31 protein-coding genes, 1 tRNA gene, 2 pseudogenes and 1 riboswitch are annotated in these 22,955 nt (G+C 46.8%); of the genes and pseudogenes, 21 read left to right on the top strand and 13 right to left on the bottom strand.

The genetic code is table 11. The features are described from left to right. The first annotated feature begins 10 nt into the window (after positions 1-10). The 3 genes from thiD to SB24_RS04000 all read left to right on the top strand — a co-directional run bounded on the left by thiD (position 11) and on the right by SB24_RS04000 (position 2,436). Positions 11-823 (top strand): bifunctional hydroxymethylpyrimidine kinase/phosphomethylpyrimidine kinase, encoded by an 813-nt coding sequence (gene thiD, locus SB24_RS04010; RefSeq protein WP_015417222.1) that lies wholly within the window; start codon positions 11-13, stop codon positions 821-823. A 130-nt stretch (positions 824-953) separates the two neighbouring features. Further along, entirely contained in the window at positions 954-1,730 is a 777-nt protein-coding gene (gene fabI, locus SB24_RS04005; protein WP_003155001.1) for an enoyl-ACP reductase FabI, read from the top strand. Positions 1,731-1,827: 97 nt separating this feature from the next. Then, the gene (locus tag SB24_RS04000) at positions 1,828-2,436 is read left to right on the top strand and encodes a CotO family spore coat protein (RefSeq protein ID WP_039251961.1); all 609 of its coding nucleotides are present in this window, start codon (positions 1,828-1,830) and stop codon (positions 2,434-2,436) included. Positions 2,437-2,494: 58 nt separating this feature from the next. Here the strand turns inward: SB24_RS04000 and cotZ are convergent, their stop codons facing one another. From cotZ to SB24_RS03975, 5 genes are all read right to left on the bottom strand, one after another. Further along, positions 2,495-2,938: a spore coat protein CotZ gene (gene cotZ / locus SB24_RS03995; protein ID WP_015417224.1), complete on the bottom strand. Its 444-nt coding sequence runs from the start codon at positions 2,936-2,938 to the stop codon at positions 2,495-2,497. Positions 2,939-3,086: 148 nt separating this feature from the next. Next, positions 3,087-3,569, bottom strand: coding sequence for a spore coat protein CotY (gene cotY, locus SB24_RS03990; protein WP_007610670.1), 483 nt, complete (start codon positions 3,567-3,569; stop codon positions 3,087-3,089). 150 nt (positions 3,570-3,719) lie between these two features. Then, on the bottom strand, positions 3,720-4,220 hold the full coding sequence (cotX, locus tag SB24_RS03985; RefSeq protein ID WP_007409089.1) for a spore coat protein CotX: 501 nt from the start codon (positions 4,218-4,220) through the stop codon (positions 3,720-3,722). Positions 4,221-4,311: 91 nt separating this feature from the next. After that, positions 4,312-4,623 (bottom strand): hypothetical protein, encoded by a 312-nt coding sequence (locus SB24_RS03980; RefSeq protein WP_007409088.1) that lies wholly within the window; start codon positions 4,621-4,623, stop codon positions 4,312-4,314. Positions 4,624-4,662: 39 nt separating this feature from the next. Next, complete coding sequence (locus tag SB24_RS03975) at positions 4,663-5,049, bottom strand: spore coat protein (protein ID WP_039251956.1); 387 nt, start codon at positions 5,047-5,049, stop codon at positions 4,663-4,665. Positions 5,050-5,219: 170 nt separating this feature from the next. Between SB24_RS03975 and SB24_RS03970 the strand changes: the two genes are divergently transcribed. The 4 genes from SB24_RS03970 to SB24_RS03955 all read left to right on the top strand — a co-directional run bounded on the left by SB24_RS03970 (position 5,220) and on the right by SB24_RS03955 (position 6,731). After that, a complete protein-coding gene (locus tag SB24_RS03970) occupies positions 5,220-5,576 on the top strand; it encodes a DUF1360 domain-containing protein (protein WP_007409086.1) in 357 nt (118 codons plus the stop codon). Between the two features lie 286 nt (positions 5,577-5,862). Then, a complete protein-coding gene (locus tag SB24_RS03965; RefSeq protein WP_012117306.1) occupies positions 5,863-6,060 on the top strand; it encodes a hypothetical protein in 198 nt (65 codons plus the stop codon). A gap of 91 nt (positions 6,061-6,151) precedes the next feature. Continuing rightward, complete coding sequence (locus tag SB24_RS03960) at positions 6,152-6,310, top strand: YjcZ family sporulation protein (RefSeq protein WP_039251952.1); 159 nt, start codon at positions 6,152-6,154, stop codon at positions 6,308-6,310. A 166-nt stretch (positions 6,311-6,476) separates the two neighbouring features. Beyond that, positions 6,477-6,731: a sporulation-specific transcription regulator SpoVIF gene (locus SB24_RS03955; RefSeq protein ID WP_003154986.1), complete on the top strand. Its 255-nt coding sequence runs from the start codon at positions 6,477-6,479 to the stop codon at positions 6,729-6,731. A 68-nt stretch (positions 6,732-6,799) separates the two neighbouring features. Here SB24_RS03955 and SB24_RS03950 read toward each other — a convergent pair whose 3' ends face one another. Then, the gene (locus tag SB24_RS03950) at positions 6,800-9,085 is read right to left on the bottom strand and encodes an ATP-dependent helicase (protein WP_039251949.1); all 2,286 of its coding nucleotides are present in this window, start codon (positions 9,083-9,085) and stop codon (positions 6,800-6,802) included. A 120-nt stretch (positions 9,086-9,205) separates the two neighbouring features. Here SB24_RS03950 and SB24_RS03945 point away from each other — a divergent pair, with 120 nt between their 5' ends. Continuing rightward, positions 9,206-9,460, top strand: coding sequence for a hypothetical protein (locus SB24_RS03945; protein WP_020955647.1), 255 nt, complete (start codon positions 9,206-9,208; stop codon positions 9,458-9,460). Between the two features lie 68 nt (positions 9,461-9,528). Continuing rightward, positions 9,529-10,278 (top strand): subclass B1 metallo-beta-lactamase, encoded by a 750-nt coding sequence (gene bla, locus SB24_RS03940; protein WP_039251944.1) that lies wholly within the window; start codon positions 9,529-9,531, stop codon positions 10,276-10,278. Positions 10,279-10,319: 41 nt separating this feature from the next. Here bla and SB24_RS03935 read toward each other — a convergent pair whose 3' ends face one another. The 6 genes from SB24_RS03935 to SB24_RS03910 all read right to left on the bottom strand — a co-directional run bounded on the left by SB24_RS03935 (position 10,320) and on the right by SB24_RS03910 (position 13,865). Next, the gene (locus SB24_RS03935) at positions 10,320-11,042 is read right to left on the bottom strand and encodes an ABC transporter permease (RefSeq protein ID WP_015417231.1); all 723 of its coding nucleotides are present in this window, start codon (positions 11,040-11,042) and stop codon (positions 10,320-10,322) included. Next, positions 11,035-11,772, bottom strand: a complete 738-nt coding sequence (locus SB24_RS03930) for an ABC transporter ATP-binding protein (RefSeq protein WP_007409079.1) — start codon at positions 11,770-11,772, stop codon at positions 11,035-11,037. Before SB24_RS03930 ends, SB24_RS03935 begins: the two co-directional genes overlap by 8 nt. Further along, a complete protein-coding gene (locus SB24_RS03925; RefSeq protein ID WP_003154973.1) occupies positions 11,773-12,006 on the bottom strand; it encodes an AbrB/MazE/SpoVT family DNA-binding domain-containing protein in 234 nt (77 codons plus the stop codon). Between the two features lie 159 nt (positions 12,007-12,165). Next, positions 12,166-12,597, bottom strand: a complete 432-nt coding sequence (locus tag SB24_RS03920; RefSeq protein ID WP_039251936.1) for a GNAT family N-acetyltransferase — start codon at positions 12,595-12,597, stop codon at positions 12,166-12,168. A gap of 4 nt (positions 12,598-12,601) precedes the next feature. After that, positions 12,602-13,117 carry a YjcG family protein gene (locus SB24_RS03915; protein WP_021494998.1) on the bottom strand — a complete coding sequence of 172 codons (516 nt, stop codon included), beginning with the start codon at positions 13,115-13,117 and terminating at the stop codon, positions 12,602-12,604. A gap of 25 nt (positions 13,118-13,142) precedes the next feature. After that, on the bottom strand, positions 13,143-13,865 hold the full coding sequence (locus SB24_RS03910; RefSeq protein WP_007409075.1) for an esterase family protein: 723 nt from the start codon (positions 13,863-13,865) through the stop codon (positions 13,143-13,145). A 174-nt stretch (positions 13,866-14,039) separates the two neighbouring features. Continuing rightward, positions 14,040-14,165: riboswitch (SAM riboswitch) on the top strand. Positions 14,166-14,234: 69 nt separating this feature from the next. Here SB24_RS03910 and SB24_RS03905 point away from each other — a divergent pair. The 12 genes and pseudogenes from SB24_RS03905 (at position 14,235) to SB24_RS03845 (ending at position 22,157) form a co-directional block, all read left to right on the top strand. Then, positions 14,235-15,357 (top strand): annotated as a pseudogene (locus tag SB24_RS03905) (methionine biosynthesis PLP-dependent protein). Then, complete coding sequence (metC, locus tag SB24_RS03900; RefSeq protein ID WP_039251927.1) at positions 15,350-16,525, top strand: cystathionine beta-lyase; 1,176 nt, start codon at positions 15,350-15,352, stop codon at positions 16,523-16,525. The pseudogene SB24_RS03905 and the gene metC overlap by 8 nt, the downstream one beginning before the upstream one ends. Before the next feature lie 138 nt (positions 16,526-16,663). Continuing rightward, positions 16,664-16,736: transfer RNA gene (locus SB24_RS03895), tRNA-Val, on the top strand. A 159-nt stretch (positions 16,737-16,895) separates the two neighbouring features. Next, the gene (locus SB24_RS03890) at positions 16,896-17,942 is read left to right on the top strand and encodes a tyrosine-type recombinase/integrase (RefSeq protein ID WP_039251925.1); all 1,047 of its coding nucleotides are present in this window, start codon (positions 16,896-16,898) and stop codon (positions 17,940-17,942) included. A gap of 142 nt (positions 17,943-18,084) precedes the next feature. Continuing rightward, a complete protein-coding gene (locus SB24_RS20630; RefSeq protein WP_039251923.1) occupies positions 18,085-18,423 on the top strand; it encodes a helix-turn-helix domain-containing protein in 339 nt (112 codons plus the stop codon). A gap of 402 nt (positions 18,424-18,825) precedes the next feature. Beyond that, positions 18,826-19,149 carry a hypothetical protein gene (locus SB24_RS03875; RefSeq protein WP_039251920.1) on the top strand — a complete coding sequence of 108 codons (324 nt, stop codon included), beginning with the start codon at positions 18,826-18,828 and terminating at the stop codon, positions 19,147-19,149. Positions 19,150-19,475: 326 nt separating this feature from the next. Next, positions 19,476-19,850: pseudogene (locus SB24_RS20625) on the top strand (pyocin knob domain-containing protein); the annotation flags it as partial. A gap of 338 nt (positions 19,851-20,188) precedes the next feature. Further along, entirely contained in the window at positions 20,189-20,458 is a 270-nt protein-coding gene (locus SB24_RS03865; RefSeq protein ID WP_039251918.1) for a hypothetical protein, read from the top strand. Further along, the gene (locus tag SB24_RS03860; protein WP_014470930.1) at positions 20,459-20,647 is read left to right on the top strand and encodes an XkdX family protein; all 189 of its coding nucleotides are present in this window, start codon (positions 20,459-20,461) and stop codon (positions 20,645-20,647) included. It abuts the gene before it with no gap. 3 nt (positions 20,648-20,650) lie between these two features. Continuing rightward, positions 20,651-20,860, top strand: coding sequence for a BhlA/UviB family holin-like peptide (locus tag SB24_RS03855; RefSeq protein WP_013351581.1), 210 nt, complete (start codon positions 20,651-20,653; stop codon positions 20,858-20,860). Positions 20,861-20,939: 79 nt separating this feature from the next. Beyond that, positions 20,940-21,878 carry an N-acetylmuramoyl-L-alanine amidase gene (locus SB24_RS03850; protein WP_039251911.1) on the top strand — a complete coding sequence of 313 codons (939 nt, stop codon included), beginning with the start codon at positions 20,940-20,942 and terminating at the stop codon, positions 21,876-21,878. Positions 21,879-21,899: 21 nt separating this feature from the next. Then, a complete protein-coding gene (locus SB24_RS03845; protein WP_014470928.1) occupies positions 21,900-22,157 on the top strand; it encodes a holin in 258 nt (85 codons plus the stop codon). 45 nt (positions 22,158-22,202) lie between these two features. Here SB24_RS03845 and SB24_RS03840 read toward each other — a convergent pair whose 3' ends face one another. Then, positions 22,203-22,889 carry a hypothetical protein gene (locus SB24_RS03840; RefSeq protein WP_039251903.1) on the bottom strand — a complete coding sequence of 229 codons (687 nt, stop codon included), beginning with the start codon at positions 22,887-22,889 and terminating at the stop codon, positions 22,203-22,205. Positions 22,890-22,955 lie beyond the last annotated feature (66 nt).

The following is a 22,955-nucleotide window of genomic DNA, read 5'->3' as shown; positions in this document are numbered from 1 at the left end:
GAAAAACATCATGAGCATATGCAAAGCATTGACGATTGCCGGATCAGATTCAGGAGGCGGCGCCGGTATACAGGCGGATCTCAAAACCTTTCAGGAGCTCGGCGTTTTCGGGATGTCAGCCATTACAGCGGTAACCGCCCAGAACACTTTGGGTGTTCACGGCATTTATCCGCTCACCCGGGAAGCGCTGGGCAGCCAGATTGACGCGGTGGCGGAAGATTTGCGGCCTGACGCTGTAAAAACGGGAATGCTGTGGAGCGCGGAAATGATTGCGGAAATTGCGGAAAAAACGGATCAGTACGGGCTTGATCATGTCATCACCGACCCCGTCATGATTGCCAAAGGAGGTGCTTCCCTGCTGCGTGAGGAATCTCAGGCCGCGTTAAAAGAGCTGTTAATTCCGCGCAGCTATGCGGTGACGCCGAATGTTCCGGAAGCTGAGGTATTGACGGGAATGGAAATCCGCACGTTTGAGGACCGGAAAAAAGCGGCCGAACGCCTTTGCAAGCTTGGTGCAAAGCATGTCATCATAAAAGGCGGACACCAGCCTGAACAGGGGAGGATCGTTGATTTATTATTTGACGGTTCGTCTTTTACCCAAATCAGCCACGCTTATATTGACACCAAACACACCCACGGAACAGGCTGCACGTTCGCAGCCGCGCTGACGGCGGAAACGGCAAAGGGGAAAAACATTCAGACCGCGTTTGAGACAGCCGTCAATTTTGTGCGGGAAGCCGTGGAACATACGCTTGGCATTGGAGAGGGACACGGCCCGACCAATCATTTTGCCTTTAAAAGGAACAGTCTGCAGACGAGATAAAAAAGAGACCGCTTCAACATCCGCGGTCTTTTTCCCATGCTTTCAATCTGGACAAGGTTATGATATGATAAAAATTAAGATCAGGTACTAAAACTATGTCTTTAAGACGATTACAGGAGGCTTTATACATATGAATTTCTCACTTGAAGGCCGCAACATCGTTGTGATGGGCGTTGCCAATAAACGCAGTATCGCATGGGGAATCGCCCGTTCGCTGCATGAAGCCGGAGCGCGCCTCATTTTCACTTACGCGGGAGAGCGCTTGGAAAAATCAGTTCATGACCTTGCGGCTACATTAGAAAGAAATGATTCCATCATCCTTCCGTGTGATGTGACAAATGACGCTGAGATCGAAACTTGCTTTGCGAGCATTAAAGAGCAGGTCGGCGTGATTCACGGCATTGCGCACTGCATCGCGTTCGCAAACAAAGAAGAGCTTGTCGGCGAATATTTAAATACGAACCGCGAAGGATTCCTGCTTGCGCATAACATCAGTTCTTACTCTCTGACAGCGGTCGCAAAAGCGGCGCGTCCGATTATGACTGAAGGCGGAAGCATCGTTACACTCACTTACCTCGGCGGAGAGCGCGTCGTTTCAAACTATAACGTAATGGGTGTGGCAAAAGCGTCTCTTGATGCGAGCGTCAGATATTTAGCCGCTGACTTAGGAAAAGAAAACATCCGCGTCAACAGCATTTCAGCAGGACCGATCCGTACGCTGTCTGCAAAAGGAATCAGTGATTTCAACTCCATCCTGAAAGAAATTGAAGAGCGCGCGCCTCTGCGCCGCACGACAACACCTGAAGAAGTGGGCGACACGGCTGCATTCTTGTTCAGTGACCTGTCAAGAGGCATCACGGGCGAAAATCTTCACGTTGATTCAGGATTCCATATTACCGCACGTTAAATAACAAGCAGTCCCTTTCAGGGATTGCTTTTTTCTTTCTTCTGATTTTAATCATTCCGTCATATAAATAAAACATGACAGAATCGGAGGGATGAAGATGTCAAAACAAAACAGAAACGCGGAAAAAAAACCGCTCATGTATATTGTTCAGGCGGATTATTCAGACACGCAATCATCAATGCAGGACATATTAATCAAAAAAAGGAAAGCGCCTCAGCTGCCGGAAGAAGAGCCGATGCCTGGAAAGCGGGAGGAAGAATGTCAAACTCAGCCTGAAGGAGCAGTGGCTGTCGAACCAGAAAAGCAAGTACCTGAACAGCACAGCCGCGCAGAAGAAGCCGTTCAAGAAGTTCCGGCGCAAGCGGAGCAGGACACTGCCAAGCCCGACGCCGCTAAAAAAGAGCCTGATGCCGCTAAAAAAGAGCCTGAAGCGGTTCACAATGCCGCCCCAGAGGAAAAGGTTCCGCCAAAGCGCGTGAAAAAGCCGATGAGCAGAATGTCCATTCTTGAAAAAATTGATTTCTTAACGAAGCTGCCGCATAATATGCCGCGGACCCTTTGTCTGATAGAAGCCAACGGGAAAACCTACAGAGGCGTAATCGTCGGCAGAAAAAATAATGCGATCTTCCTGCGGACGACAAGCAACGGAGCGCCGGCAGAACTCGCAATAGACGATATTACCTCGCTGCATCCGCTTGGATTTTAACCATACAAAAAGCTGCCTGAATTCTTTCATCCGGCAGCTTATTTTTATGCTTTTTGATTTAAGAATGTGTGCGGTTGATCAGTCTCGGGTTCAGGCAATTGATGGCGCAGAAGCTATGGAGATCGACTTCAACGCAATAGTTCGTTTTTTCTAAACGGAATACATCGCAGAGAGAGTCTTTATCTGTAAAATCAAGAATGTGCTTATGCTCGTCAAAAGCAATAAGCAGGCTTAATGTGGCACAGCCGTCACAGACCCTTTCAACTCTGAAAAAAACGGTATTAAAGCACGGACCGTTATCCAGCTCGCCGACGTTTCCGAATGCGGTGAACGGTTTCGATTTTGAGGTGAAGATGGCGAACGGCACTGTATCGCCTAATGTATAAGCCGGAGATAAAAGTTTAGAATAACAGCCTGTCGGGCAATCTTCTTCAACCGCATTTTGCAGGTCTTCAATATTTTCTACCGCTTCACGCACACAGTATGTTGTATGCTTGCTCATAATATCCCTCCTGACTTCACGTTTTAAATGGTACCGGTTTAAACGATAGCGGAGAGTCAGCCGCCCGGAAGTCCGGGCGGGCTGATGATTGCATCTGTAATAGAAGGTTGGAAGGGGATTCTTCTTTAGGAAAGATGCGAATCAATGACTATCCGTGATGCTTTTTCTCTTTGTGCGGCGCAGGCCGGTTAACAAGCTCGGGTGAAAGGCACTGAATGGCGCTGAAGCAGCTCAGATCAACTTCAATGCAAAATTCTGTTTTTTCTAAACCGAAGAAATCAGGATCACAAGGATGGCAGACGCTGAGGGTGTCGCCGTGCACATCTACGGGGCGCAATACTGAAAGCGTCGCGCAGCAATCGCATAGTCTTTCTACACGAAAGAAAATGGACTCAAAGCACTGGCTGTCATCCGCAAATCCTCCGACGTTCCCGAATGTGGAGAACAATCCGCCTTTTTTATCAAATACGAGAAACGGAATGGTGTCTTTACCTGCAATCGTCGGGCTCAAAAGATTCGTATAGCATCCAGTCGGGCATTGTTCTTCAACAGCCTCTTGTTCTGCTAAAATCTTCTCGACTGCATCGCATACACAATTTTCATCTCGGCCATGGTGTTTTCCGCAGCTCATGGATTTCAGCTCCTTCTTTTAGGGTATTTGACTTTTGTCTTTAACAACATATGTACGCGAGCCTCACTTGGTGTGGGTGAACGTCTATATATTCATCATATGCGGAGAAAATAAGAAAAAGCAGAGCATTTTTAGCTCTGCTTTTTCTTTTTAGAGGACGAGGGTGATGACTAAGATGGCAATCAGTGTATTTGTTGCTGTTGAGATCAATGTTGCGATATCGGCATCTACTGTTGTCACGTTTACGCCGCGGGAGTTTTCGATGAGCAGTTTTTGACGGTTGATTTGTTTGTTAGCTGTTAGCTGCAATAAGTCTTGTGCGACCAATTCAGCGATGACTCCGTCAGCGATTGAAGTGAGAGTGGCCGTTACGACTGCTGCATTAATCGCTGTCATGACTGAAGTGACTGCCTGAATATCTGTCGATGTCACGTTAATATCACAAGAATCTCTGATAATAATCGCTTCTTCAGAAACTTGTTTGTTGAGATTCGCCTGTGCCAGGTCTTGGTCGATGAAGGCATTATCTTCGCCGAACCCGTGTCCGTTACAGCAAACATTACATCTTCTGCCTTCTTTTTCTTCTTTTTCTTCTCGCGGATGTTCACATTCAGGATCAAGTGCAACCCAAGAGTATGGTCTGCTTTCCATATCTATTCCTCCTTTTCTTTTACTAATATTAAATGAGCCGGCCCCTTACTTTGACTCAGGCATCTATCCTGATAAAAATCACTATTTTTAGTTATTGACCGGGATTTTGGCGTCTTTGCCGGAGCTGTTCGATTAATTGTTCTCTGCGGGTTTGCTGCTTTGTCTGCTGTTCTTGCGCTTTCTGCTCTTTTTTCTGTTTCTGGCTTTCAAGAAAAGCTTCTGATTTCGCCTGCATGTCTTTCACTAATGCGATCAGCATTTCTTTTTCTTCATCAGGTATTTCCCGCATTTTATCTTTTGTCACGCCGTGTTTTTTGAAGACATTGCTGACAAGCACTTTTAAAAGCGGATCCACTTCTGGTAGATTTGCGAGTTCTTCTTTGAATTTTTCGTTATCTGCCATTTGTTCTCACCTCTATTTTAAAAATTTGAAAAGAAAGAGTTAAAGGATGTCTAGTTCAGCAAAAAGTATATTTAATAGCTGAAACAAAGTTTGTACAAAGGCCATGATATCGTCTGCTGTCAGTGTGATTTTAATATTGCGGCTGTTAATGACTTGAATGAGGGTTCGCTTTTTTATTTGGCAATCCTCGAGGATCAGCAGTTCGGTTGCCATTTGATCGGCTGTGTCTTCATCTGCGATCGCGAGCTGTGTCGCGAGGATAATCGCCGTAGTAACTGAGGCTTGTATAGAAAGAGCGGCCGTTATATGTGTTGTATCTATTGTGACATTTTCGCAATCAATCACTTCGATCGTCTGCTCGAATTCGTTGGATAATTGTTCGTATATTTGCGGTTGCAGTGTTTCGACTTTTTCTTCAAACGACATAACCTTCACTCCTTTCTCATTCATACTTTATATAATGCAAATGAAACGCCGAGCGGAATAAGAAAAACAACTAAACCGCACCTATTTTTTTACCGGACAAGGTGCGATTCATGAAGATCAGGGTTTTCGCATATGTATAAAGAGGTCAAGTTTTGAAAAGGAGTGAACAGGTGGTTATCAATTGGCTTTCATTTATTCTGTTATCGTTTGCCGTTTTCCGGCTGGCCAGGCTTTTCGTATTTGACACTATTATGGCGCCGCTTCGGAGCCTTTTTCACGAGGAAAAAACAGAAACCGCACCCGACGGCACGACAGAAACCTACATTGTCATAAAAGGCAAAGGGATCAGGGCATTTATCGGTGAACTTCTCAGCTGCTACTGGTGTACGGGCGTATGGTGCGCCGCCTTTTTAATTGCCGTGCAGATTGTGATACCCGAGACCGCGCAATGGCTGATTTTACTGTTAGCCATAGCCGGCGCAGCCGGGATCATTGAAGCTGCGGTTTCTCGTCTTCTGCAGGAATAAGGCGGTTCCACCAGCAACTTACCGTCACCTTCGGCATAAACTGGCATATATGACATAAGGAAAGGAAGGATCACCATGAGTCAATCAAGCAAACCTTCCCAACACTCTCCATACAAATCAACTGAGCATCAGCCTTACGAAAAAAAAATTAAGAAAAAAGGCTGCGGCTGCGGGCAAAAGAAAAAACCGAAATAGCCGTTTTCTAAAAAACCGGAGCTTCCGGTTTTTTTGTTTTTTGCCGAACGTCGGCCTCTGTTCGGCATAGATCATAGGAGGAGGGGATGTTATGAATATATTTGAATCATTCATAAACGGTAAATACCGCCGGCACAATCAAAACCAGCGGGAGCATGACAAATATATCTTATCTATTGAAAAACAGCTGTCTGAGTTTGATGAAGCGGGATCGCGCTTTGAGGAATGGATAGATGTGTTTGCCGCCGAAACAGAAGCGAAACTGAAGAAAAATGAGCATTCTCACTAAAATGAATGAAATCCGCACCGGCCCTATGCATTTATCCAAGCCAAACAAGTCGGCTCACATAGAGTATAGAGAGTAAAGGAGGTGCTTAGATATGGGATTCGGATATGGCGGATACGGCGGCTACGGCGGTTACGGCGGCTGCGGCGGATACGGAGGCGGCTATGTCGGAGGCGGATACGGCTCAACATTTGTTCTTGTTGTCGTATTGTTCATCCTTCTGATCATTGTCGGTGCATCCTTTTTTGGCTAAACCTTAGCAAGACCTTGGATAAGCGCGGGACCGTTCAGTCCCGTGCTTCCCTGATGTATGAAGGAGTATAGAGACGGGGCACTCGGAATTTTTTCCTTGTCTTACGGGCACATGTTCCGCTCTTTATTCATACAATATCGTATTACTCCACAAAAGGAGGCACACCATGGATAATCAATTTTTCAAAAATATTGAGAAGAAAACAGGCGTCAGCATGAAGGATGTCATGAACCTTGCAGGATCATTGCAAAATGCCAATTTCAAAGATGAAAACACGGTGAGAGGCGTCATTCAGAAGGTGTCCCAGCTGGCTAACAAGCGTGTTCCGAAAGAATTGGAAGACAAAATCGTTCAATCTATTACAAGCGGTAAAGAGAAACTTGATTTTGGCACCATTTCTAAAATGCTGAACAATAAATAGGCGTCAGCCGGCCTTGCTAAAAAGGCCTTTTTATGTGAGAAGAACCCGGCAGTGATCTGCCGGGTTCTTTATATCCTGAGTGCGCTCCGTCTGTCCGTCCGAAGAAGGGGCTCGAGAAATCTTGATCTGCGCGCTGTTTTTCCCCGCCTGTACGCGGGACAAGATACATATAAATGCTGCATGGCCCTTGTCATTGCGACATACAGAAGCCGTCTTTCTTCTTCGAGCGGAGCGGGATCGCCCTGTCTCGCCGTCTCAAGCGCGAAGTCATGGGGGATCGAGCCGTCAGCCGCGCCTAAAATATAGACCGTATTGAATTCAAGACCTTTAGAGCGGTGAATGGTCAGCAGTTCGACGCCGTTTTCATCGGTTTTCAGATTCTCAGCGGCGCGCATATGATCGACATGCGCAAGAAAATCGGGAATGGTTTTGAATTTTTTGGCGGCCACTTTGACATCCCTGAGATCATCAGAGCCTTTTTCCAGTTTGTTTCCCTCATTGCCCCGTTTTTTTAAATACTCGGAAAAACCCATTTTGCTTTCTGCAAAGGTGATGGCTTCAACCGGCTTCATTGTCCGGATGCTTGCGAAAAACGGAACGATCTGCTTGATCTTCCCTATTTGAAAAGGCTTCAGGTCAGGCAGTTTCGTCAGTGCCTTAATCATCGTGCAATCTTCCGTAATTGACAGCGCCTTTAACGTTTGCAGGGCGGATTGCTTTAAAAATAAGGCGGGCAGCAGGTCTTTCACCGCATCCGGATCATCTTCATTCTGACTCGCATATAAGTAGGCGAGGATCTGGCGTACGATTCTGCGGCTGTAGAACGTCTGCACGCCCCGGTCGGCATGATAAGGAATCGATGATTGGTGCAGTCTTTCATAAATGGCCCGTCCGGCGCTGTTTGTCCGGTAAAGCACGGCAAAATCGTCAGGACTCGCCCCGTTTTGAATCTTCTCTTTCATATCCGAAACGATCATGGTCGCTTCTTCTTCTTCATCGTAAGGATAAAACATCACGGGATTGTGAACGCCGTCTTTGACGGCAGAAAGTGTTTTTTCATACCGTTTTTTATTTTTCTTTACGACGGCATGAGCGCTTGAGACGATCGGATGCGGCGAGCGGTAATTTGCCGTTAAGTAAATGGTCTTTGCTGCCGGATAATCCTTTTGAAAGTCAAGAATGAAAGACGGGCTGCTGCCGCGGAACGCATAAATGGATTGGTCGTCATCACCCACGCAGCACAGGTTATTCTCTGGGCTTGCGATCATTTGCATAATGTTGTACTGGACAGGATTGATATCTTGAAATTCATCAATCAAAATATGAGAAAATCTGTTTTGGTACTGCGCGAGAATATCAGGCCGGCTTTGAAACAGTTCATAACAGCCTTGGGCCATGTCATCAAAATCAAATTGCCGTTTTTCCCGCTTCTGCCGTTCGTAATGTTCGTAGAGCCTGTACACTTTTTTCTCCCAGTCGTCCGCAAGCGGAATGGTCTCATGGGGGAGATACGTGTTTTTCCAGCAGCCGATAAGCTGAAGCGCCTGGTCGATGGGAAACTCTTTTTCATCCAAATTTTCTTCATAGAGCGCCTTTTTCACATATTGCTCTTTTTGCCACTCCATTTTTAAAAGCTGGCTGCCGTTCCATTTTGAAGAATCATAATGATAGAGTATTTTATAGAAAAAGCTGTGGAATGTTCCTGTCACGAGACGGGAGACTTTTCCGGCTGCCAGACCGTACTCATTTGCCATCCGCTCTTTCATTTCGGCGACGGCTTTTGTCGTAAAGGTCACAAGCAGCATATTCTCAGGTGAAATGCCGAGGTGTTCAATCATATGGGCGGCGCGTGCTGTCAGCACCCTTGTTTTTCCGCTTCCCGCTCCGGCAAGCACTAATAAAGGCCCGTCCGTTTCAGTAACTGCCTTCATCTGTTCACGGTTCAGGCCGATGCCGGGGAACAAAGACGTATCAGCCGCCTCGGATGTTGGTGAAAACGGTTCGGCCGCAGGCACTTTTTTCGGGCTTTTCCATTCTGAGACGATCGGTTTCGGATTCTCTGAAATCGCTTTTCCTTTCGGCAGGCGGAACATGCCGGCTTCCTTATACTCTTCTGTTTCTTTCTCCGCTAGTGGTTCCTTGGCCGCGCATGCTTTTTCACAGGCGGTGAAGTCTCCCTTTTGCCGGTGATAAAATGCCGGCTGCTCTAAAATCGAAAGCCGCATCAAGACGGGCTGCTCACAATGTGCGCAAAAAATATTTCCTTTCTGAGCTTCTTCAAAAAGGAATTGGTAATGTTCTCTAGAATATGTATGTAAATGTATCGTTCGGTTATTCAGTCGGGCGCATTTCAAAAAGGGGTCCTCCCATTAAAAGGTGTTCATCCATTTGATAGACAAAGAATATCATAACAAAAGAACAGCGTTTCAAAAAGTAAGATTAAGGGAAATGAAAAGCGAAGGGGAGGGGTACATATGATTTATGCAGGACGGATTCAAAACCAGCAGTATTCTCAATACGCAAACCGGGCAGCGGGTTATAAGCCTGATTACGCCGGCATTACGAAAGCGGCCGCCCTCGCCAATGACAGGGTGTACAGAGAGGTGGAGCGCCGCCAGGAAAACACCGCAGCCGCAGAAAAGAAAGTACATGAGGAAAAACGTAAGCGCTCTCTTTCCCGTCTGCCGCAAATCATGGGAAAAGGCCGGTTAATAAATCAATACGTGTGAAAAAGCCCGGATATATCCGGGTTTTTTTGAGTCGTATATATGAAAGATGCGGAAAGGAATGATTCAATTTGAGAAAGCTTTCATTATTAATTGCGGGGTTATTTCTTTTCGGCCTCTTTACTCCCGGAATGAAACCGGCAGACGCGGCGGAGGGCTCCGCAGCAAAAGGTGTCACTCTCACACAGCTGGCGCCGCATGTCTGGATGCATACAAGCATCGGTACGGCAGACGGAAGTCCCGTCCCTGCGAACGGATTGCTTCTTGAGACTTCCAAAGGAATCGTACTGATTGATACTCCGTGGAATGACAGTCTCACAGAGCAATTAATGACACAAATAAAAAAGCGGTTTCCCGGCAAAAGGATGACCGATGCCATTGTGACACACGCCCATGATGATCGTATCGGCGGTCTGAACACCCTGTACAAATACGGTGTAAAGGTGCACAGCACGAAGCTGACCGCCGACTTCGCCCGACAGCAGGGATATGACCGGCCGCTCGGAGATCTGAAAAACGTGACAAAGCTGCAGTTTGGCGATATGAAAATTGAAACGTTTTATCCGGGAAAAGGGCATACGGAAGACAATATGACCGTCTGGCTGACTGAGGATAAGCTCTTATTCGGCGGTTGCTTAATCAAGGCTTTAGAAACAAAGGAAATCGTGCCTACTCCGGGCTTTTATCCGGATCAGTGGCCGCGCGCCGTCCGCAAAGTCATGAAAAGATATCAGGACATCAGCATTGTCGTTCCGGGGCATGGCAGTCCGGGGGATGACCGTCTGCTGCCGCATACGATAAGCCTTCTGAAAGAAACGTAATAAAGAAGACCGGCGCTCCCATTACGGAGTGCCGGCTTTTTTTATCTCTTCCTGATTTTCATAAAACTGAGGAAAGCAAGTGCAAGCGCCAAAACGGTATATCCCGCTATCGGCCAAATATGCTGATGAAAGGAAGAATAATCTCCGGTTATGACTTCCTGGGCCAGCTCGATCGAGTGAATAAACGGTAAGGCATAAGCGATATGTTTGAATGTGTCACCGAGCAGGCTCACCTCCATCCAAGCCCCGCCCAGAAACTGCACGAGTGTAATATAAATCGTTCCGATACCTGAAATTTGTTTGTCCGTAAACACAGCCCCTAAACATAAACCGAAGAAAACGGACATCATCGCAATCGGCAGCAAGACAGCGATACCTGCGAGAAGATTCATCCACTCGGCGGATAAACCGGCAGCAGCAGCTGCGATAAAACAAATGACGATTTGTAAAATGGCTAACGGCATCATCGGCATTGCATAACCGATGACATAATCGGCTGTTTTTAAAGGGGAAGCAAACAAACGGGTCAAAAGGGCGGTCTGTTTGTCTTTTGCGATCAGCAATGCAGAGAACATCGTAAGGAAAGCGAAACCGAAAACAATGAGTCCGGGTGCTAAATGCTGAATTTTAAAGGTATCAAGCGGCGCATTTTTTTCAATCGCCGTAAACAGAAACAATAGAATAACAGGCAGTGCGATTCCAAGGATAATAGACAGGGGGTCACGAAAAATTTCTTTGCGGTTGCGAATGGCGAAATCAAGCATAAAGACCCGCCTCCCCGTCACAAATCGCTAAAAAGGCATCTTCAAATGTAGCTGAATGAGTTTGCTTTTTCAGGGCCTCCGCCGTACCCAGTGCTTTTAAAGTCCCATTTTCTAAAATGCAAATACGATCTGCCAGGGCTTCAGCCTCTTCTAAATAGTGTGTCGTTAAAATAATCGTCATGTCACCCTTTAATGCCTCAAGATTTTTCCACAACTCGCGGCGCGAACGGACGTCCAGCCCTAATGTCGGCTCATCTAAGAAATAAATATCCGGCTTGGTGATCATTCCCATTGCGATGCTGAGCCGGCGCTGCATTCCTCCTGATAATGTTTTGGTTTTTGCTCTTTCTTTCTCTTTTAATTGAAACAATTCGAGCATCTCATCTGTTCTTTTTTTTGCTTCTTTTTTCGGAATTCCGTAGACACCGGCTATAAACTCTAAGTTTTCCCGTACGGTTAGATGAGGAGCGATAGCTGTTTCCTGCGGGGACATATTCAATTTCGGTTTTATTTTATCTAAATCAGTCAAAATACTGTGTCCAAGCACTGATGCATCACCGTCATCCGGAGAAAGGAGTCCGCAAAGCATACTGATTAATGTCGTTTTTCCGGCTCCGTTCTCACCGAGTAAAGCAAAAAATTCCCCTTTCTCAACTGAGAACTCAAGACGGTCAACGGCGGCGGTTTCTTTATAATGTTTCGTTAATTGCTTCAGCTCAATCGCGTGCATTTACTCATCCTCGCTATCTGCGTCGATTTGCTTAGCGTTTAAAATATCTTTTGCAAACTCGAAAAAGAGTTCTTGTTTAACAAGTGCGATACCTTGCTGGTCATCCCCAAGCATAAGCAGTGAATCCCCCGGATTTATATCGAAAACATCTCTTGCTTCTTTAGGAATGACAATCTGTCCTTTTGTGCCCACTTTAACAGTCCCGAATATGTGTTTTCCTTTTGGTGCCGTCATGTTTATCCCTCCGAAATATGAATTGTATTTTTTGTATGAATTGTAATACTTCGTATACTAAACATACATTAACCTTCCATAAAATGCAATAAAATTCATGAAATAGTATTATTTTCATAAAAAAAGCACTCCTGCCATATAACAGGAGTGCTTTTGATTTTATCGTTTGTGTTCCTTTATCATTTCCAGATGGGGGATGCCCGCATCGAGAAATTCTTCGCCGGATGTGACGCGGTATCCTTGTTTTTCGTAAAACGGAACGGCCTGCGTCTGCGCATGTAAGATAAAGCTGTCGGCGCCCTTGGCTGCCGCCGCTTTTTCAAGCGCCTGCATAATGATGGCTCCGACGCCTAAAGAACGATGGCTTTTCATCACGCAGATGCGCTCTAATTTTCCATGCCCGTTTTTCAAGCGCCATCTGCCGGCTCCGACCGGCTGGCCGCCGTCATATATGACTATATGCTCTGACGTGTCTTCGAATTGATCAATCTCTTCTTCTTCCGGAACGTGCTGTTCTTTAACAAAGACCTCTTTTCTGACGAAAAAAGCGTCGTTCAGCTGTTTTTCAGTTTTTGCGATGATGGATTCCAAGCAGTTATTCTCCTCCGCCTAATAAAAATGTTTCGTACACAGTCCATGAGCCGTTATCCAGCTGATAGAGCAAGTGAAAACGGTCGATGACTTCTTCGTGGGAAATGTCCAGCATTTTCAGCTGTCCGAGTACGTCGGAATGTTCATCTGACGACAGCTTCTGGCCGACCGTGACATGCGGAACGAAGCTGTATTCCGGCTCGCCGGATAATGCTCCTGAGTAGCATTTCTCACTCAGAGATTTTAATTCCTCCGTCGGCTCTGCTTTCATATATATCACATTATTCACAGGAGAAAACGAGCTGTATTTTGTGATTTTCAGAACGAGCGGATGCGACTCTTTCGCCGTCTGTCTCAGCTGTGATACGACCTGCTCGATTTCCTGTTCTGTCGCTTCAAACGGATCTCTTACCGTCAGATGCGGCGGAATGAGCGCATAGCTCGGGTCGTAGCGTTTCCGGTACGAATTAGCGAGATCCTGTAATTTTTTTGATGGAAATAAAACAATACCGTATTTCATGAAAGTTCCCTCCTTAAATGAATGGTTACAGCATTTTTTTCAGCGCCGGCGTGATGAGCGGCTGCCAGTAGGTCCATTTATGATCCCCGTCGAAGGTTTCATACGTGTATTCAGACTGTTTGCTTTCCAGCAGCTGTTTGAGCTCTTCGTTCGGCGCGGTGAAATCAAGAACCTGGCCGTCTGTCGTGTGAACGCCGGTTTCTTTTTCTCCGATTTGATGATAAACGGAAATCTGTTTGAGATCCTCCGACTGCCGGACGGCATCCAGCACGTGCCCGTCAACATACGGAGACTGCATGATGACGTTTCCAAACATGTTCGGATAGTCAATCGCCGTCATAAGCGAAACGGTTCCGCCGAGGGAATCCCCGATCATGGTGCGGCCGTATCCGACTTGATAAGTCGGGTATTCTTTGTCGATAAAAGGAACGAGCTCATTTGCGATAAATCGCTTATATGAGGCGAATTTAGAGCCTTCTGGATGGTATGTGTTTCTTCGCTCCCGCACATTTTTATAAGGGACGCCGATAATGATGCAGCGGTCAATTTCCCCTTTTGACATAAGCTCTTCCGCCTGCCGCCCGATTCTCCCTAATCTGAAATAATCATGGCCGTCCTGAGCGATGACCGTATGATATTTATACAGAGGGGAGAAGGTGGCGGGCAGGTAGACCAAAACGGTCATTTCCTCTTCAAGCTCATGGGAGAAAAGTTTTTTCTCATGAATGATTCCGTTTTTTGATGCCACTTCGCATTCCTCCAGGCCGCTTCTTGTCTTGATGGTTTTTTCCTATTGTACCATGAATTATTAGAAATTTCTTTCTTCAGATGCACTTCTTGCGAGAGTTCAGATAAATAAAAAGTTATTGAAATTCATTTTATAGTGCGTTAATATAGAACAATCAGAAAATACAAAACAATATTCTTATCACGAGAGGTGGAGGGACTGGCCCTTTGAAACCTCAGCAACCGGTTTGCTTTGCCGCGGGAAGGCAAAGTGCCAAGGTGCTAAATCCAGCAAGCGATTCACATGCTTGGAAGATAAGAGGAAGAGAAAAGCTCCTTCTTCTTATGAAGAGGGGGCTTTTTTATTTTTGAAAAAGGATGGTGCTTACTGATGACGCAGCATGTTGATACAAAATTAGCCCAAATCGGAAATAGAAGCGAAGAAGCAACGGGAACGGTCAGTCCGCCGATTTATCTGTCCACCGCTTACCGACATAGAGGAATTGGAGAATCTACAGGTTTTGATTACGTGCGCACGAAAAACCCGACACGCCAGCTCGTTGAAGACGCTATCGCCGTGTTGGAACACGGTGCGAGAGGCTTTGCTTTCAGCTCGGGAATGGCAGCCATTCAAACGATTATGGCTTTATTTAAAAGCGGGGATGAATTGATTGTATCCTCCGATTTATACGGAGGCACGTACCGTTTGTTTGAAAACGAATGGAGAAAATACGGCTTAAGCTTTATTTACGATGATTTCAGCGATGAAGACTGTTTACGCTCCAAAATAACGGAAAACACGAAAGCGGTATTTGTTGAAACACCGACAAACCCGTTAATGCAGGAGGCGGACATTGAAAAAATCGCCCGGATTACGAAAGAAGCCGGCCTGCTTTTGATTGTGGATAATACGTTTTATACCCCGGTGCTCCAGCGCCCGCTTGAACTGGGAGCGGACATCGTCATTCACAGCGCCACAAAATATTTAGGCGGGCACAATGATCTCCTTGCCGGTCTGGCTGTCGTAAAGGATGAAGAGCTCGGCGAGATCATGTTTAATCACCAAAATGCGATCGGCGCGGTTCTTTCGCCGTTTGATTCGTGGCTTTTAATGAGAGGGATGAAAACACTCGGACTCAGAATGCGCCGTCATGAAGATAACGCCCGTGAACTTGCAGAATTTTTAGAACAGGAAGAAGAAATCGCCGATGTGTTATATCCCGGAAAAGGCGGGATGCTGTCTTTCCGGCTGCAAAAAGAGGAATGGGTCAATCCGTTTTTAAAGGCGCTGAAAACGATCTGTTTCGCAGAAAGTCTCGGCGGGGTGGAAAGCTTTATTACATACCCCGCGACACAGACGCACATGGATATTCCTGAAGACATCCGTATTGCAAACGGCGTCTGCAACCGTCTGCTGAGATTTTCAGTGGGCATTGAACATGCAGAAGATTTGAAGCGGGATGTAAAGCAGGCATTACAGCAAGTAAAAGAGGGGGGCCGTGTCATATGAGTAATCACAATTGGACGCTGGAAACCCAGCTCGTGCACAATCCATTTAAAACAGACGGAGCCACCGGAGCCGTCAGCGTCCCGATCCAGCATGCTTCCACATTCCATCAGTCTTCATTTGAAGAATTCGGGACATATGACTACAGCCGCTCAGGCACACCGACAAGAACAGCGCTTGAAGAAACGATCGCAGGTCTTGAAGGCGGAACGAGAGGCTTTGCTTTCAGCTCGGGAATGGCGGCGATTTCGACGGCGTTTCTGCTCTTATCCCAAGGCGACCATGTCCTCGTCACGGAGGATGTGTACGGCGGAACATTCCGCATGGTGACTGAGGTTCTGTCCCGTTTCGGAATTGAACATACCTTTGTCGATATGACGGACACAGAAGCGGTCGCCCGAACCATCCGCCCGAACACGAAAGCCATCTATATGGAAACACCGTCAAATCCGACGCTCGGCATCACGGATATTAAGGGCGTCGTCAAACTGGCAAAGGATCACGGCTGTCTGACATACCTTGACAATACTTTCATGACGCCTGCTCTGCAGCGTCCGCTTGATCTCGGTGTAGATATCGTGCTCCACAGTGCGACGAAATTTTTAAGCGGACACAGTGACGTGCTGTCAGGCCTTGCCGCCGTAAAAGATGAAGAGCTCGGCAATCAGCTGTATAAGCTGCAAAACTCATTTGGAGCGGTGCTCGGCGTTCAGGACTGTTGGCTCGTATTGAGAGGCTTAAAAACATTGCAGGTCAGACTGGAAAAAGCGAGCCGGACGGCTGAGCGGCTGGCTGCCTATTTTGACGGGCATCCCGCCGTCAAAAACGTTTACTATCCCGGCCTTGCCGGACACCCGGGAGCCGATACCCATAAACGGCAAGCGAGCGGAGCGGGCGCCGTCCTGTCCTTTGAATTGGAAAGCAAAGAAGCCGTCAAAAAGCTGGTCGAAAACGTATCGCTTCCGGTATTTGCCGTCAGCCTCGGCGCCGTCGAATCCATTCTCTCATACCCTGCAGCCATGTCGCATGCCGCCATGCCGAAAGCTGAGAGGGAGAAACGCGGCATCACAGACGGCCTTCTGCGCCTGAGCGTCGGAGTCGAAAACGCCGAAGATTTAGAGCGGGACTTCGAACAGGCATTAAAAAAAATAACCCCTGCCCAAGTGAGATCATAAACGAAAAGGGCGCCGTCAATTTTGCAACGCGCCCTTTTTTTATTTTAGATAAAAAAAGTGTTGACGAATGAGAAATCAGGATATATAATTATAAATGTCAGAGAGACAACAACATACCCAGCAACATATACATATCATGATTCCGTAGCTCAGCTGGGAGAGCGCTACCTTGACAGGGTAGAGGTCGCTGGTTCGAGCCCAGTCGGAATCATACACTGCGGTTAGAGGCGTTATATCAACGTTTCTAGCCGTTTTTTATTGCGTTGACTTAGTCGATGACTTAGGCGTATAACGGTGCAGGGTAGCGGTCCTACCAACGACAAGGTAGCGGTTTTTATTTCGGTGACTTAACCGAAATGGAGGCGGTAATATGTCCGCAAATAGAACAGGAAAACGCGTCAAAAAGGAACGTACTTTACGGAAGACTACGAGCAATCTCGATGTGCTTTTCGTACAGTTTCGCGCAATTAAGAAATCGGAGGGGCGAGCGCAATCAACGCTCAACCAATACGAAGACAATTACGGCTTCTTTCTCGAATTTCTTGACCGTAAGGGGATCGCGCGGTCCATTCACGAAATGAGCCGAGAAGTAATTCGCAGGTATATCGTTTACATGCAAGACGAATGGGTTAAATTCGAGGACCATTATTTTAAGAAGGACGAGCATATGACGAAAGGGCTTGCGCCGGGGACGATTAATACTCGATTGAAGACCTTGCGCGTGTTCTTTAAGACATTATATGACGAGGATCTTATCGAGCATAACCCGATGGTCGGTATAAAGAACGTTAACGAACCCGAAGAGGAAGTCGTTATTTTAGACGAGGAGGAGCTTCGGTTGCTATTTGCTGCGCCTAATCAACGCGAATATGCCGACTTCAGGGATTACGTTTTAATGAACGTTTTACTCGACGGAATGATGCGTATTTCTGAAGCGCTAGGGCTCAAGCAGGAAAACTTCGACTTTGCAGCTCGTACTCTTTATATTCCGGCTACTGTTGCGAAAAATAGACGGGCTCGTACGGTTCCTATTGAATTCGGCACAGCGAAAATATTGAATGAATTAATAGTAGAAAACCGTGCGGATTTCGAGAGCGAATATATTTTTCTCGCAAACTATGGCGAACGTTTAACGCGCGATCACTTCCGAAAACGCCTCGTTGAATACGCGAAAGAGGTCGGCATAAAGAAGCGGGTGCATCCGCATTTATTCCGACATACGGCGGCAACTATGTACTTGGAGAGCGGTGGAGATATGCGCCATTTACAAATGTTATTGGGGCATAGTGATTTACGTATGGTTCAAAGATACACGCACCTTTCCGGAAGCTCACTAACGGCTCAACACGAAAAATATTCCGCCATAAATAAGGTTCGTGGAAAACTAAATAAGCAGCGAAAAATAAAACGGAGATGACTCGGCCATAAGGCCGGGTTATTTTTTTGTCCTTTTTCCGAAGTGTATTCGCAGTTATAAATGACGGGCGAAAAAAGTTTCGTGATTCATGTCGCAAAATTAACGGTAGCCTACCCGTTATAGAAGTGAGAGGTGATTACGAATGACAAACGAACAGCTAGGCGTATTAGACTTACGCGAACACAAATTTACGCAGGTAGCGAGTTGCGTTTTATCTGACCGTAAGATTCTCGATAAGAGCGCGCAGAAGCTCGTTTACACGATGCTATCAATGCACGCGGACAATCACAGTAAGCGATCGTTTCCGTCTATAAAAACGTTGGCAAGCGAATGCTTATGTTCGGAGAATACGGTTAGGGATGCGTTAAAGAAATTGAAGGCGGTGGGACTCATCGATATACGCGAAAGGAAATCGCAGGAGAGCGGGCAGTTATCGAACCTTTACGTATTGCTTCCAATACCGAGCATCTTCGATTCGTGAAGCCGGGGGTTCGTAAGGTGAAGCCGTCCCTTGCTTAAACGATAGACGAACTATACTCATTTACTATATTCATTATCTATACTCAATTAAATAATAGCGCTCAATTAAAACCCTTTCGCGCAGATACTTATTAAATAATAATTCTATCGCGGTAAGGAACATCCGCAAGAGTGAGCGTAAGCGAGCGATTGCTAGGTCTTATTAATAAACGAAAGGAAGGCGGTAGTATGGATATGTACAAAGAAGGCGCCCGGCTCGGTTTAGATAGGCCGTTATCCAACGAAGAGCGGTCCAACATCGAATGTTTACTGCGGACTTACAACAAGCACTCATACGTTCATAGATCGTTGTTCAGGTTATTGTGCGATGAACGAAAAGCTAACGAAGGAGGCGACGCCAACCATGGCGATTGAAATCCCGATCTCACCCGATTACAAACTGACGTCCGACTCGCTTAACATCATCGTAAATGAACGCTATTTCACCGACCCGACAAAAGCGCCGAACTGGCCGAAGAAGCTTGCGGAGGACCCGAACGCTGACCCGACGCCGAAGGAAAAGTGGCGCGAAGTAGCATATCACTCAACGGTCGAACGCGCGGTACTCGACGTAATGAATCGGCGATTGCGCGACTCGGATGCGACATCGATAGCGGAATTAGCACGATTAATACGGGAATTTCGCGAGGAAATAGCGGCTTTACTGGCGGTCGGGGGCAATCGGTAGGGTAAGCGGTAAAACGTGAAAATACACGGAATGGAGGCGGCGAAAACATGACCGAAGAAGTTAAACGATTGCGATGTGCTGTGGCGGATCTGATTGGCGAGAACGAGCGGCTGAAAGAGGAAAACGAAATGTTTAGGGGAGAGTTAGCGGCTATTCGCGATATGTTGCCGGACGAATATGGTTTCGAAGAGGGCACGGTCGAATATGCGGTCGGTTATCCGGAGGGCGTAAAAGACCTCGTAAGGCAGACGGTCGAGCGGATGCAGTTGTTAGTTGATCATAATTGGTATTTATACGATGAAGCTGAGAGATATAGCTATGGATCGCAATTGTTTAAATTGACGCAGGATACCGGCGCAGCAAAGTACATGACGGGCGTCGATTTTAATGCGGTGACGGATACCGGCTTCTATTATATGAGCGGCGCAACGGCGGCATTAAACGCCCCGGTAAATAACAACGGATATCTGCTCGTTCATAACTATAGTACGTACGCGTATCAGGAATACACGTCCTATAGCAGTAACGATTCGACGTCTTCGGGCCGGCGGAAGTTTATGCGTAATAAGGTCGCGAGCTCGGATTCATGGACGTCGTGGCGCGAGCTCGAATCGGTGGATGGGGCGCAATCAAAGGTTGACGCTCACGCTAACAGAACGGACATCCACGTCGTACAAGCGGATAAAGATAAGTGGAATAGTCCGTGGGTCGCGACGTGGAATAACGTTACTTTGATTAACGGAGCGCAGCAAAACACCGGCTATCCGTTCAAGTTTTCAGTAGCGAATAACGAAATTAAACTGCGAGGCACGTTCGGCTCGCTACCGGCCGCCGGTACGACGGTAGCGAAGTTCACGTACAAGCCGACGCAGCTTGTAGATTTCGTCGTACCTACGATCGGATCTTATGGAACGGCGCGGTTCGCATTTACGACGGATGGCGAATTGCGGTTCGATGGTCTTTCAGCGACCGACTCGGCAAGCGTTACGCGTGTGTCCTTTAATATCGGTATTCCACTATGGTAAAGGAGGAAATCAGAATGCACGTTTTATACTACGACAAAAATTTCGACTATGCCGGCGAAGAAGATATCGATGTAGAAGTGCTGCCGCCAAACAGTACGGACGTATTGCCCGATCCCTCGATCATCTCGCCGCGATTCGATAAGAAGAAAAACGTATGGGTCGAGGGGGCGACAGAGGAATACAAAGAGAGCATTAAGCCTGATCCGCCGGCTCCGAATGAAATCGAGAATCTTCAGAAGCAGATAGCGGATTTATATTATCTTATCGCGACAGGAGGAAACTAAATGACTTGGTATCTCCGTATCAAAAATCTTTATGACGCCGGCCTTTGGACGAAAAAGCAAGTTCACGATACTGTCGGAGCCGGTCGGATAACGCCGGAAGAATACGAAAAAATCACCGGAGATGTTTACGATCCCAACAAACCTCCTATCGAAGAACCTTCGGAAGAAACAGGCGGACAGGAGGCGTAGTTATTGAACGGCGGCGAATTAGACGTACTCAAATATTTTTTAACGCAGGGACCGTTCGCGGTCCTTTTTACGTGGCTGCTGATTTACGTAATGAAATCGAATAGGGAGCGCGAATCGCGGCTACAGGACTTACTCGATAAATTTAGCGATAAGTATGACGTCATCATCGACAAGATCGATAGGCTCGAAGAGAAATTCCGCGGAAGAGAATAACTGAATAAACGCAACACGCCCGTCAGGTGAGAGTCCCGGCGGGCTTTTTTAATGCAAAAAACGAAAAGGGGACGATTTAATGGCGATTTCAGTACGTAAGAACCTAGTGTCTGCGAGTAAGTATTCGATTAAGTGTCCGAATTCAATGGATGCGCAATACATCACGTTTCATAATACGGCGAATGACGCGTCAGCAGACGCAGAGATCCGATATATGATCGGAAACAACAACGAAGTGTCTTACCATTTCGCAGTAGACGATAAGGAAGTCGTTCAGGGTATTCCGACAGACCGTAACGCATGGCATACCGGAGATGGAAACGGCGCAAATTCCGGCAACCGGACGTCTATCGGCGTCGAGGTTTGTTACTCGAAATCCGGCGGTGCTAAGTACGAAGCTGCCGAAAAACTGGCGATCAAATTCATCGCGCAATTACTGAAGGAACGCGGATGGGGCATCGATCGTCTGCGTAAACACCAAGACTGGTCCGGTAAATACTGCCCACATCGCGTGTTAGCGGAAGGACGTTGGGAAGCCGTAAAAGCGGCAATCGCTACGGAACTCAAAGTACTCGGCGGCAAGTCTTCTGCAAGCAAGCCGGCCAAGACGTCCGGATCGACATACACCGTTAAGAAAGGCGACACCTTGTCTGAAATTGCGGTGAAAACAGGCGTCAGTATGGCGAAGTTACAAGCATATAATGGCATTAAGAATGCGAATAAGATTACGGTCGGCCAAGTGTTAAAACTGACGGGGTCTGGCGGCTCTTCTAAACCGTCATCCGGCGGTAAGAAATACGTTTACCTTCCGGCTTCGGCCGACTCATGGCGCATCTATCCGACAAATAAGGCGCCAGTCAAAGGGAACGAAATTAACTATTTGCGTCCGAAAAAATTCGGCGGCCTTAAATACGAAATCCTTGCGAATCCGCAAACGGACGTTTACACGATCAAGACGGACCAGTTCGGAAAGGTAAATATCTATGCCGGAAAAATAACAGGCGCAACAGTAAAATAAACGAAAAGGGAGACGATAATTATGGAAGAAGTATTAATTTTCGCGACTATCCTCGCGCCTATCTTAACGGCGCTCGTTCAGCTCGTTAAGAAAACGATTAAGCTGCCGACGAATATTGTGCCGGCTCTCAGTTTCGTCATCGGTATCGGATTGGGCGCGATTGCTTATCCGTTTACTGACCTCGACTTGGTGCTGCGTTTGTGGGCCGGCGGGTTTGCCGGCTTGGCTGCGACAGGTCTTTTCGAGATCGGAACAAAACGAGAGGGAACTACGAAATAAAATAACGAAAAGCCCTGTCCTTAACCGGATGGGGCGTTTTTTTATTTAATATAGATCAATTTTAATATCTTTCCCGTGCACAATGAAGTCTTTTGCGTGCGAATCTTTTAGTACATCCGCAGCCTTAATCCGCACATTACTCTCGCCTTTCAGCACCGGAACAAGCACCATATTATCTCCGACTTTTGCGCCGGACATTATCTCTGTAGCTGACGGGTTAGGCGCGCCCAATGTAGCGTTAAAGCTTAAGTCCACTTGCTGCCCTTCGCTGTCCACAGCGGTTTCGAATCCGTTCCACTTCTTAATTTCATCCGATCCGACATTTTCGATATCATAAGATATTTGCGCATATGTAAACTCGTTCATATCTTCTCCCAAAGCGTTGTTCAGCGTCACCTTAAAATCATCTGTCAAGCTAGTCGCAGTCAATACTTTCGCGTCCTTAAACGTGATCTTTAAATCTCCGATCTTTAACGACTTGTCTCTATTGTCCTTCACAGAATGCGCCGTGATCGTGCCGACATTAGGGTCTTTCAAGCTGTCACCGGCTTTTGATAACGTCTTTTTCTCCGTAGAAGATGTGTCTTTTTCTGCTGCGTCAGACGACGATGTGTCCACAGAGGATTCTTCTTTCTTGGTAGTCTGCGTAGAGGACTCCGTACCCTTGCCGCAAGCAGCCATGACGAAAACGAGGCAGCCGACTATAATCGCAAACCATAACGATTTTTTCATGCGTATTCCCCCTTTTTATCTATATCGACTTAATTTTAAATTATTCGATGCAGGAAAGATACAGAA

It is taken from the genome of Bacillus sp. Pc3, assembly GCF_000815145.1.
Classification (GTDB): Bacteria; Bacillota; Bacilli; order Bacillales; family Bacillaceae; genus Bacillus; species Bacillus velezensis.
Note: the sequence above shows the minus strand (reverse complement) of the source record. Positions and strands in the feature narration are given on the sequence as shown.

Bases quoted from the DNA above. Each gene is read 5' to 3' on its own strand.
- cotX (WP_007409089.1), bottom strand. From the start codon at position 4,220: ATGGAAAGCAGACCATACTCTTGGGTTGCACTTGATCCTGAATGTGAA.
- cotY (WP_007610670.1), bottom strand. From the start codon at position 3,569: ATGAGCTGCGGAAAACACCATGGCCGAGATGAAAATTGTGTATGCGAT.
- SB24_RS03965 (WP_012117306.1), top strand. From the start codon at position 5,863: ATGAATATATTTGAATCATTCATAAACGGTAAATACCGCCGGCACAAT.
- SB24_RS03890 (WP_039251925.1), top strand. From the start codon at position 16,896: ATGTCCGCAAATAGAACAGGAAAACGCGTCAAAAAGGAACGTACTTTA.
- SB24_RS03980 (WP_007409088.1), bottom strand. From the start codon at position 4,623: ATGGCAGATAACGAAAAATTCAAAGAAGAACTCGCAAATCTACCAGAA.
- metC (WP_039251927.1), top strand. From the start codon at position 15,350: ATGAGTAATCACAATTGGACGCTGGAAACCCAGCTCGTGCACAATCCA.
- SB24_RS20630 (WP_039251923.1), top strand. From the start codon at position 18,085: ATGACAAACGAACAGCTAGGCGTATTAGACTTACGCGAACACAAATTT.
- SB24_RS03875 (WP_039251920.1), top strand. From the start codon at position 18,826: ATGGCGATTGAAATCCCGATCTCACCCGATTACAAACTGACGTCCGAC.
- SB24_RS03850 (WP_039251911.1), top strand. From the start codon at position 20,940: ATGGCGATTTCAGTACGTAAGAACCTAGTGTCTGCGAGTAAGTATTCG.
- cotZ (WP_015417224.1), bottom strand. From the start codon at position 2,938: ATGAGCAAGCATACAACATACTGTGTGCGTGAAGCGGTAGAAAATATT.
- SB24_RS03960 (WP_039251952.1), top strand. From the start codon at position 6,152: ATGGGATTCGGATATGGCGGATACGGCGGCTACGGCGGTTACGGCGGC.
- SB24_RS03915 (WP_021494998.1), bottom strand. From the start codon at position 13,117: ATGAAATACGGTATTGTTTTATTTCCATCAAAAAAATTACAGGATCTC.
- SB24_RS03935 (WP_015417231.1), bottom strand. From the start codon at position 11,042: ATGCTTGATTTCGCCATTCGCAACCGCAAAGAAATTTTTCGTGACCCC.
- SB24_RS03845 (WP_014470928.1), top strand. From the start codon at position 21,900: ATGGAAGAAGTATTAATTTTCGCGACTATCCTCGCGCCTATCTTAACG.
- SB24_RS03860 (WP_014470930.1), top strand. From the start codon at position 20,459: ATGACTTGGTATCTCCGTATCAAAAATCTTTATGACGCCGGCCTTTGG.
- fabI (WP_003155001.1), top strand. From the start codon at position 954: ATGAATTTCTCACTTGAAGGCCGCAACATCGTTGTGATGGGCGTTGCC.
- thiD (WP_015417222.1), top strand. From the start codon at position 11: ATGAGCATATGCAAAGCATTGACGATTGCCGGATCAGATTCAGGAGGC.
- SB24_RS03975 (WP_039251956.1), bottom strand. From the start codon at position 5,049: ATGTCGTTTGAAGAAAAAGTCGAAACACTGCAACCGCAAATATACGAA.
- SB24_RS03945 (WP_020955647.1), top strand. From the start codon at position 9,206: ATGATTTATGCAGGACGGATTCAAAACCAGCAGTATTCTCAATACGCA.
- SB24_RS03865 (WP_039251918.1), top strand. From the start codon at position 20,189: ATGCACGTTTTATACTACGACAAAAATTTCGACTATGCCGGCGAAGAA.
- SB24_RS03840 (WP_039251903.1), bottom strand. From the start codon at position 22,889: ATGAAAAAATCGTTATGGTTTGCGATTATAGTCGGCTGCCTCGTTTTC.
- SB24_RS03930 (WP_007409079.1), bottom strand. From the start codon at position 11,772: ATGCACGCGATTGAGCTGAAGCAATTAACGAAACATTATAAAGAAACC.
- SB24_RS04000 (WP_039251961.1), top strand. From the start codon at position 1,828: ATGTCAAAACAAAACAGAAACGCGGAAAAAAAACCGCTCATGTATATT.
- SB24_RS03925 (WP_003154973.1), bottom strand. From the start codon at position 12,006: ATGACGGCACCAAAAGGAAAACACATATTCGGGACTGTTAAAGTGGGC.
- SB24_RS03955 (WP_003154986.1), top strand. From the start codon at position 6,477: ATGGATAATCAATTTTTCAAAAATATTGAGAAGAAAACAGGCGTCAGC.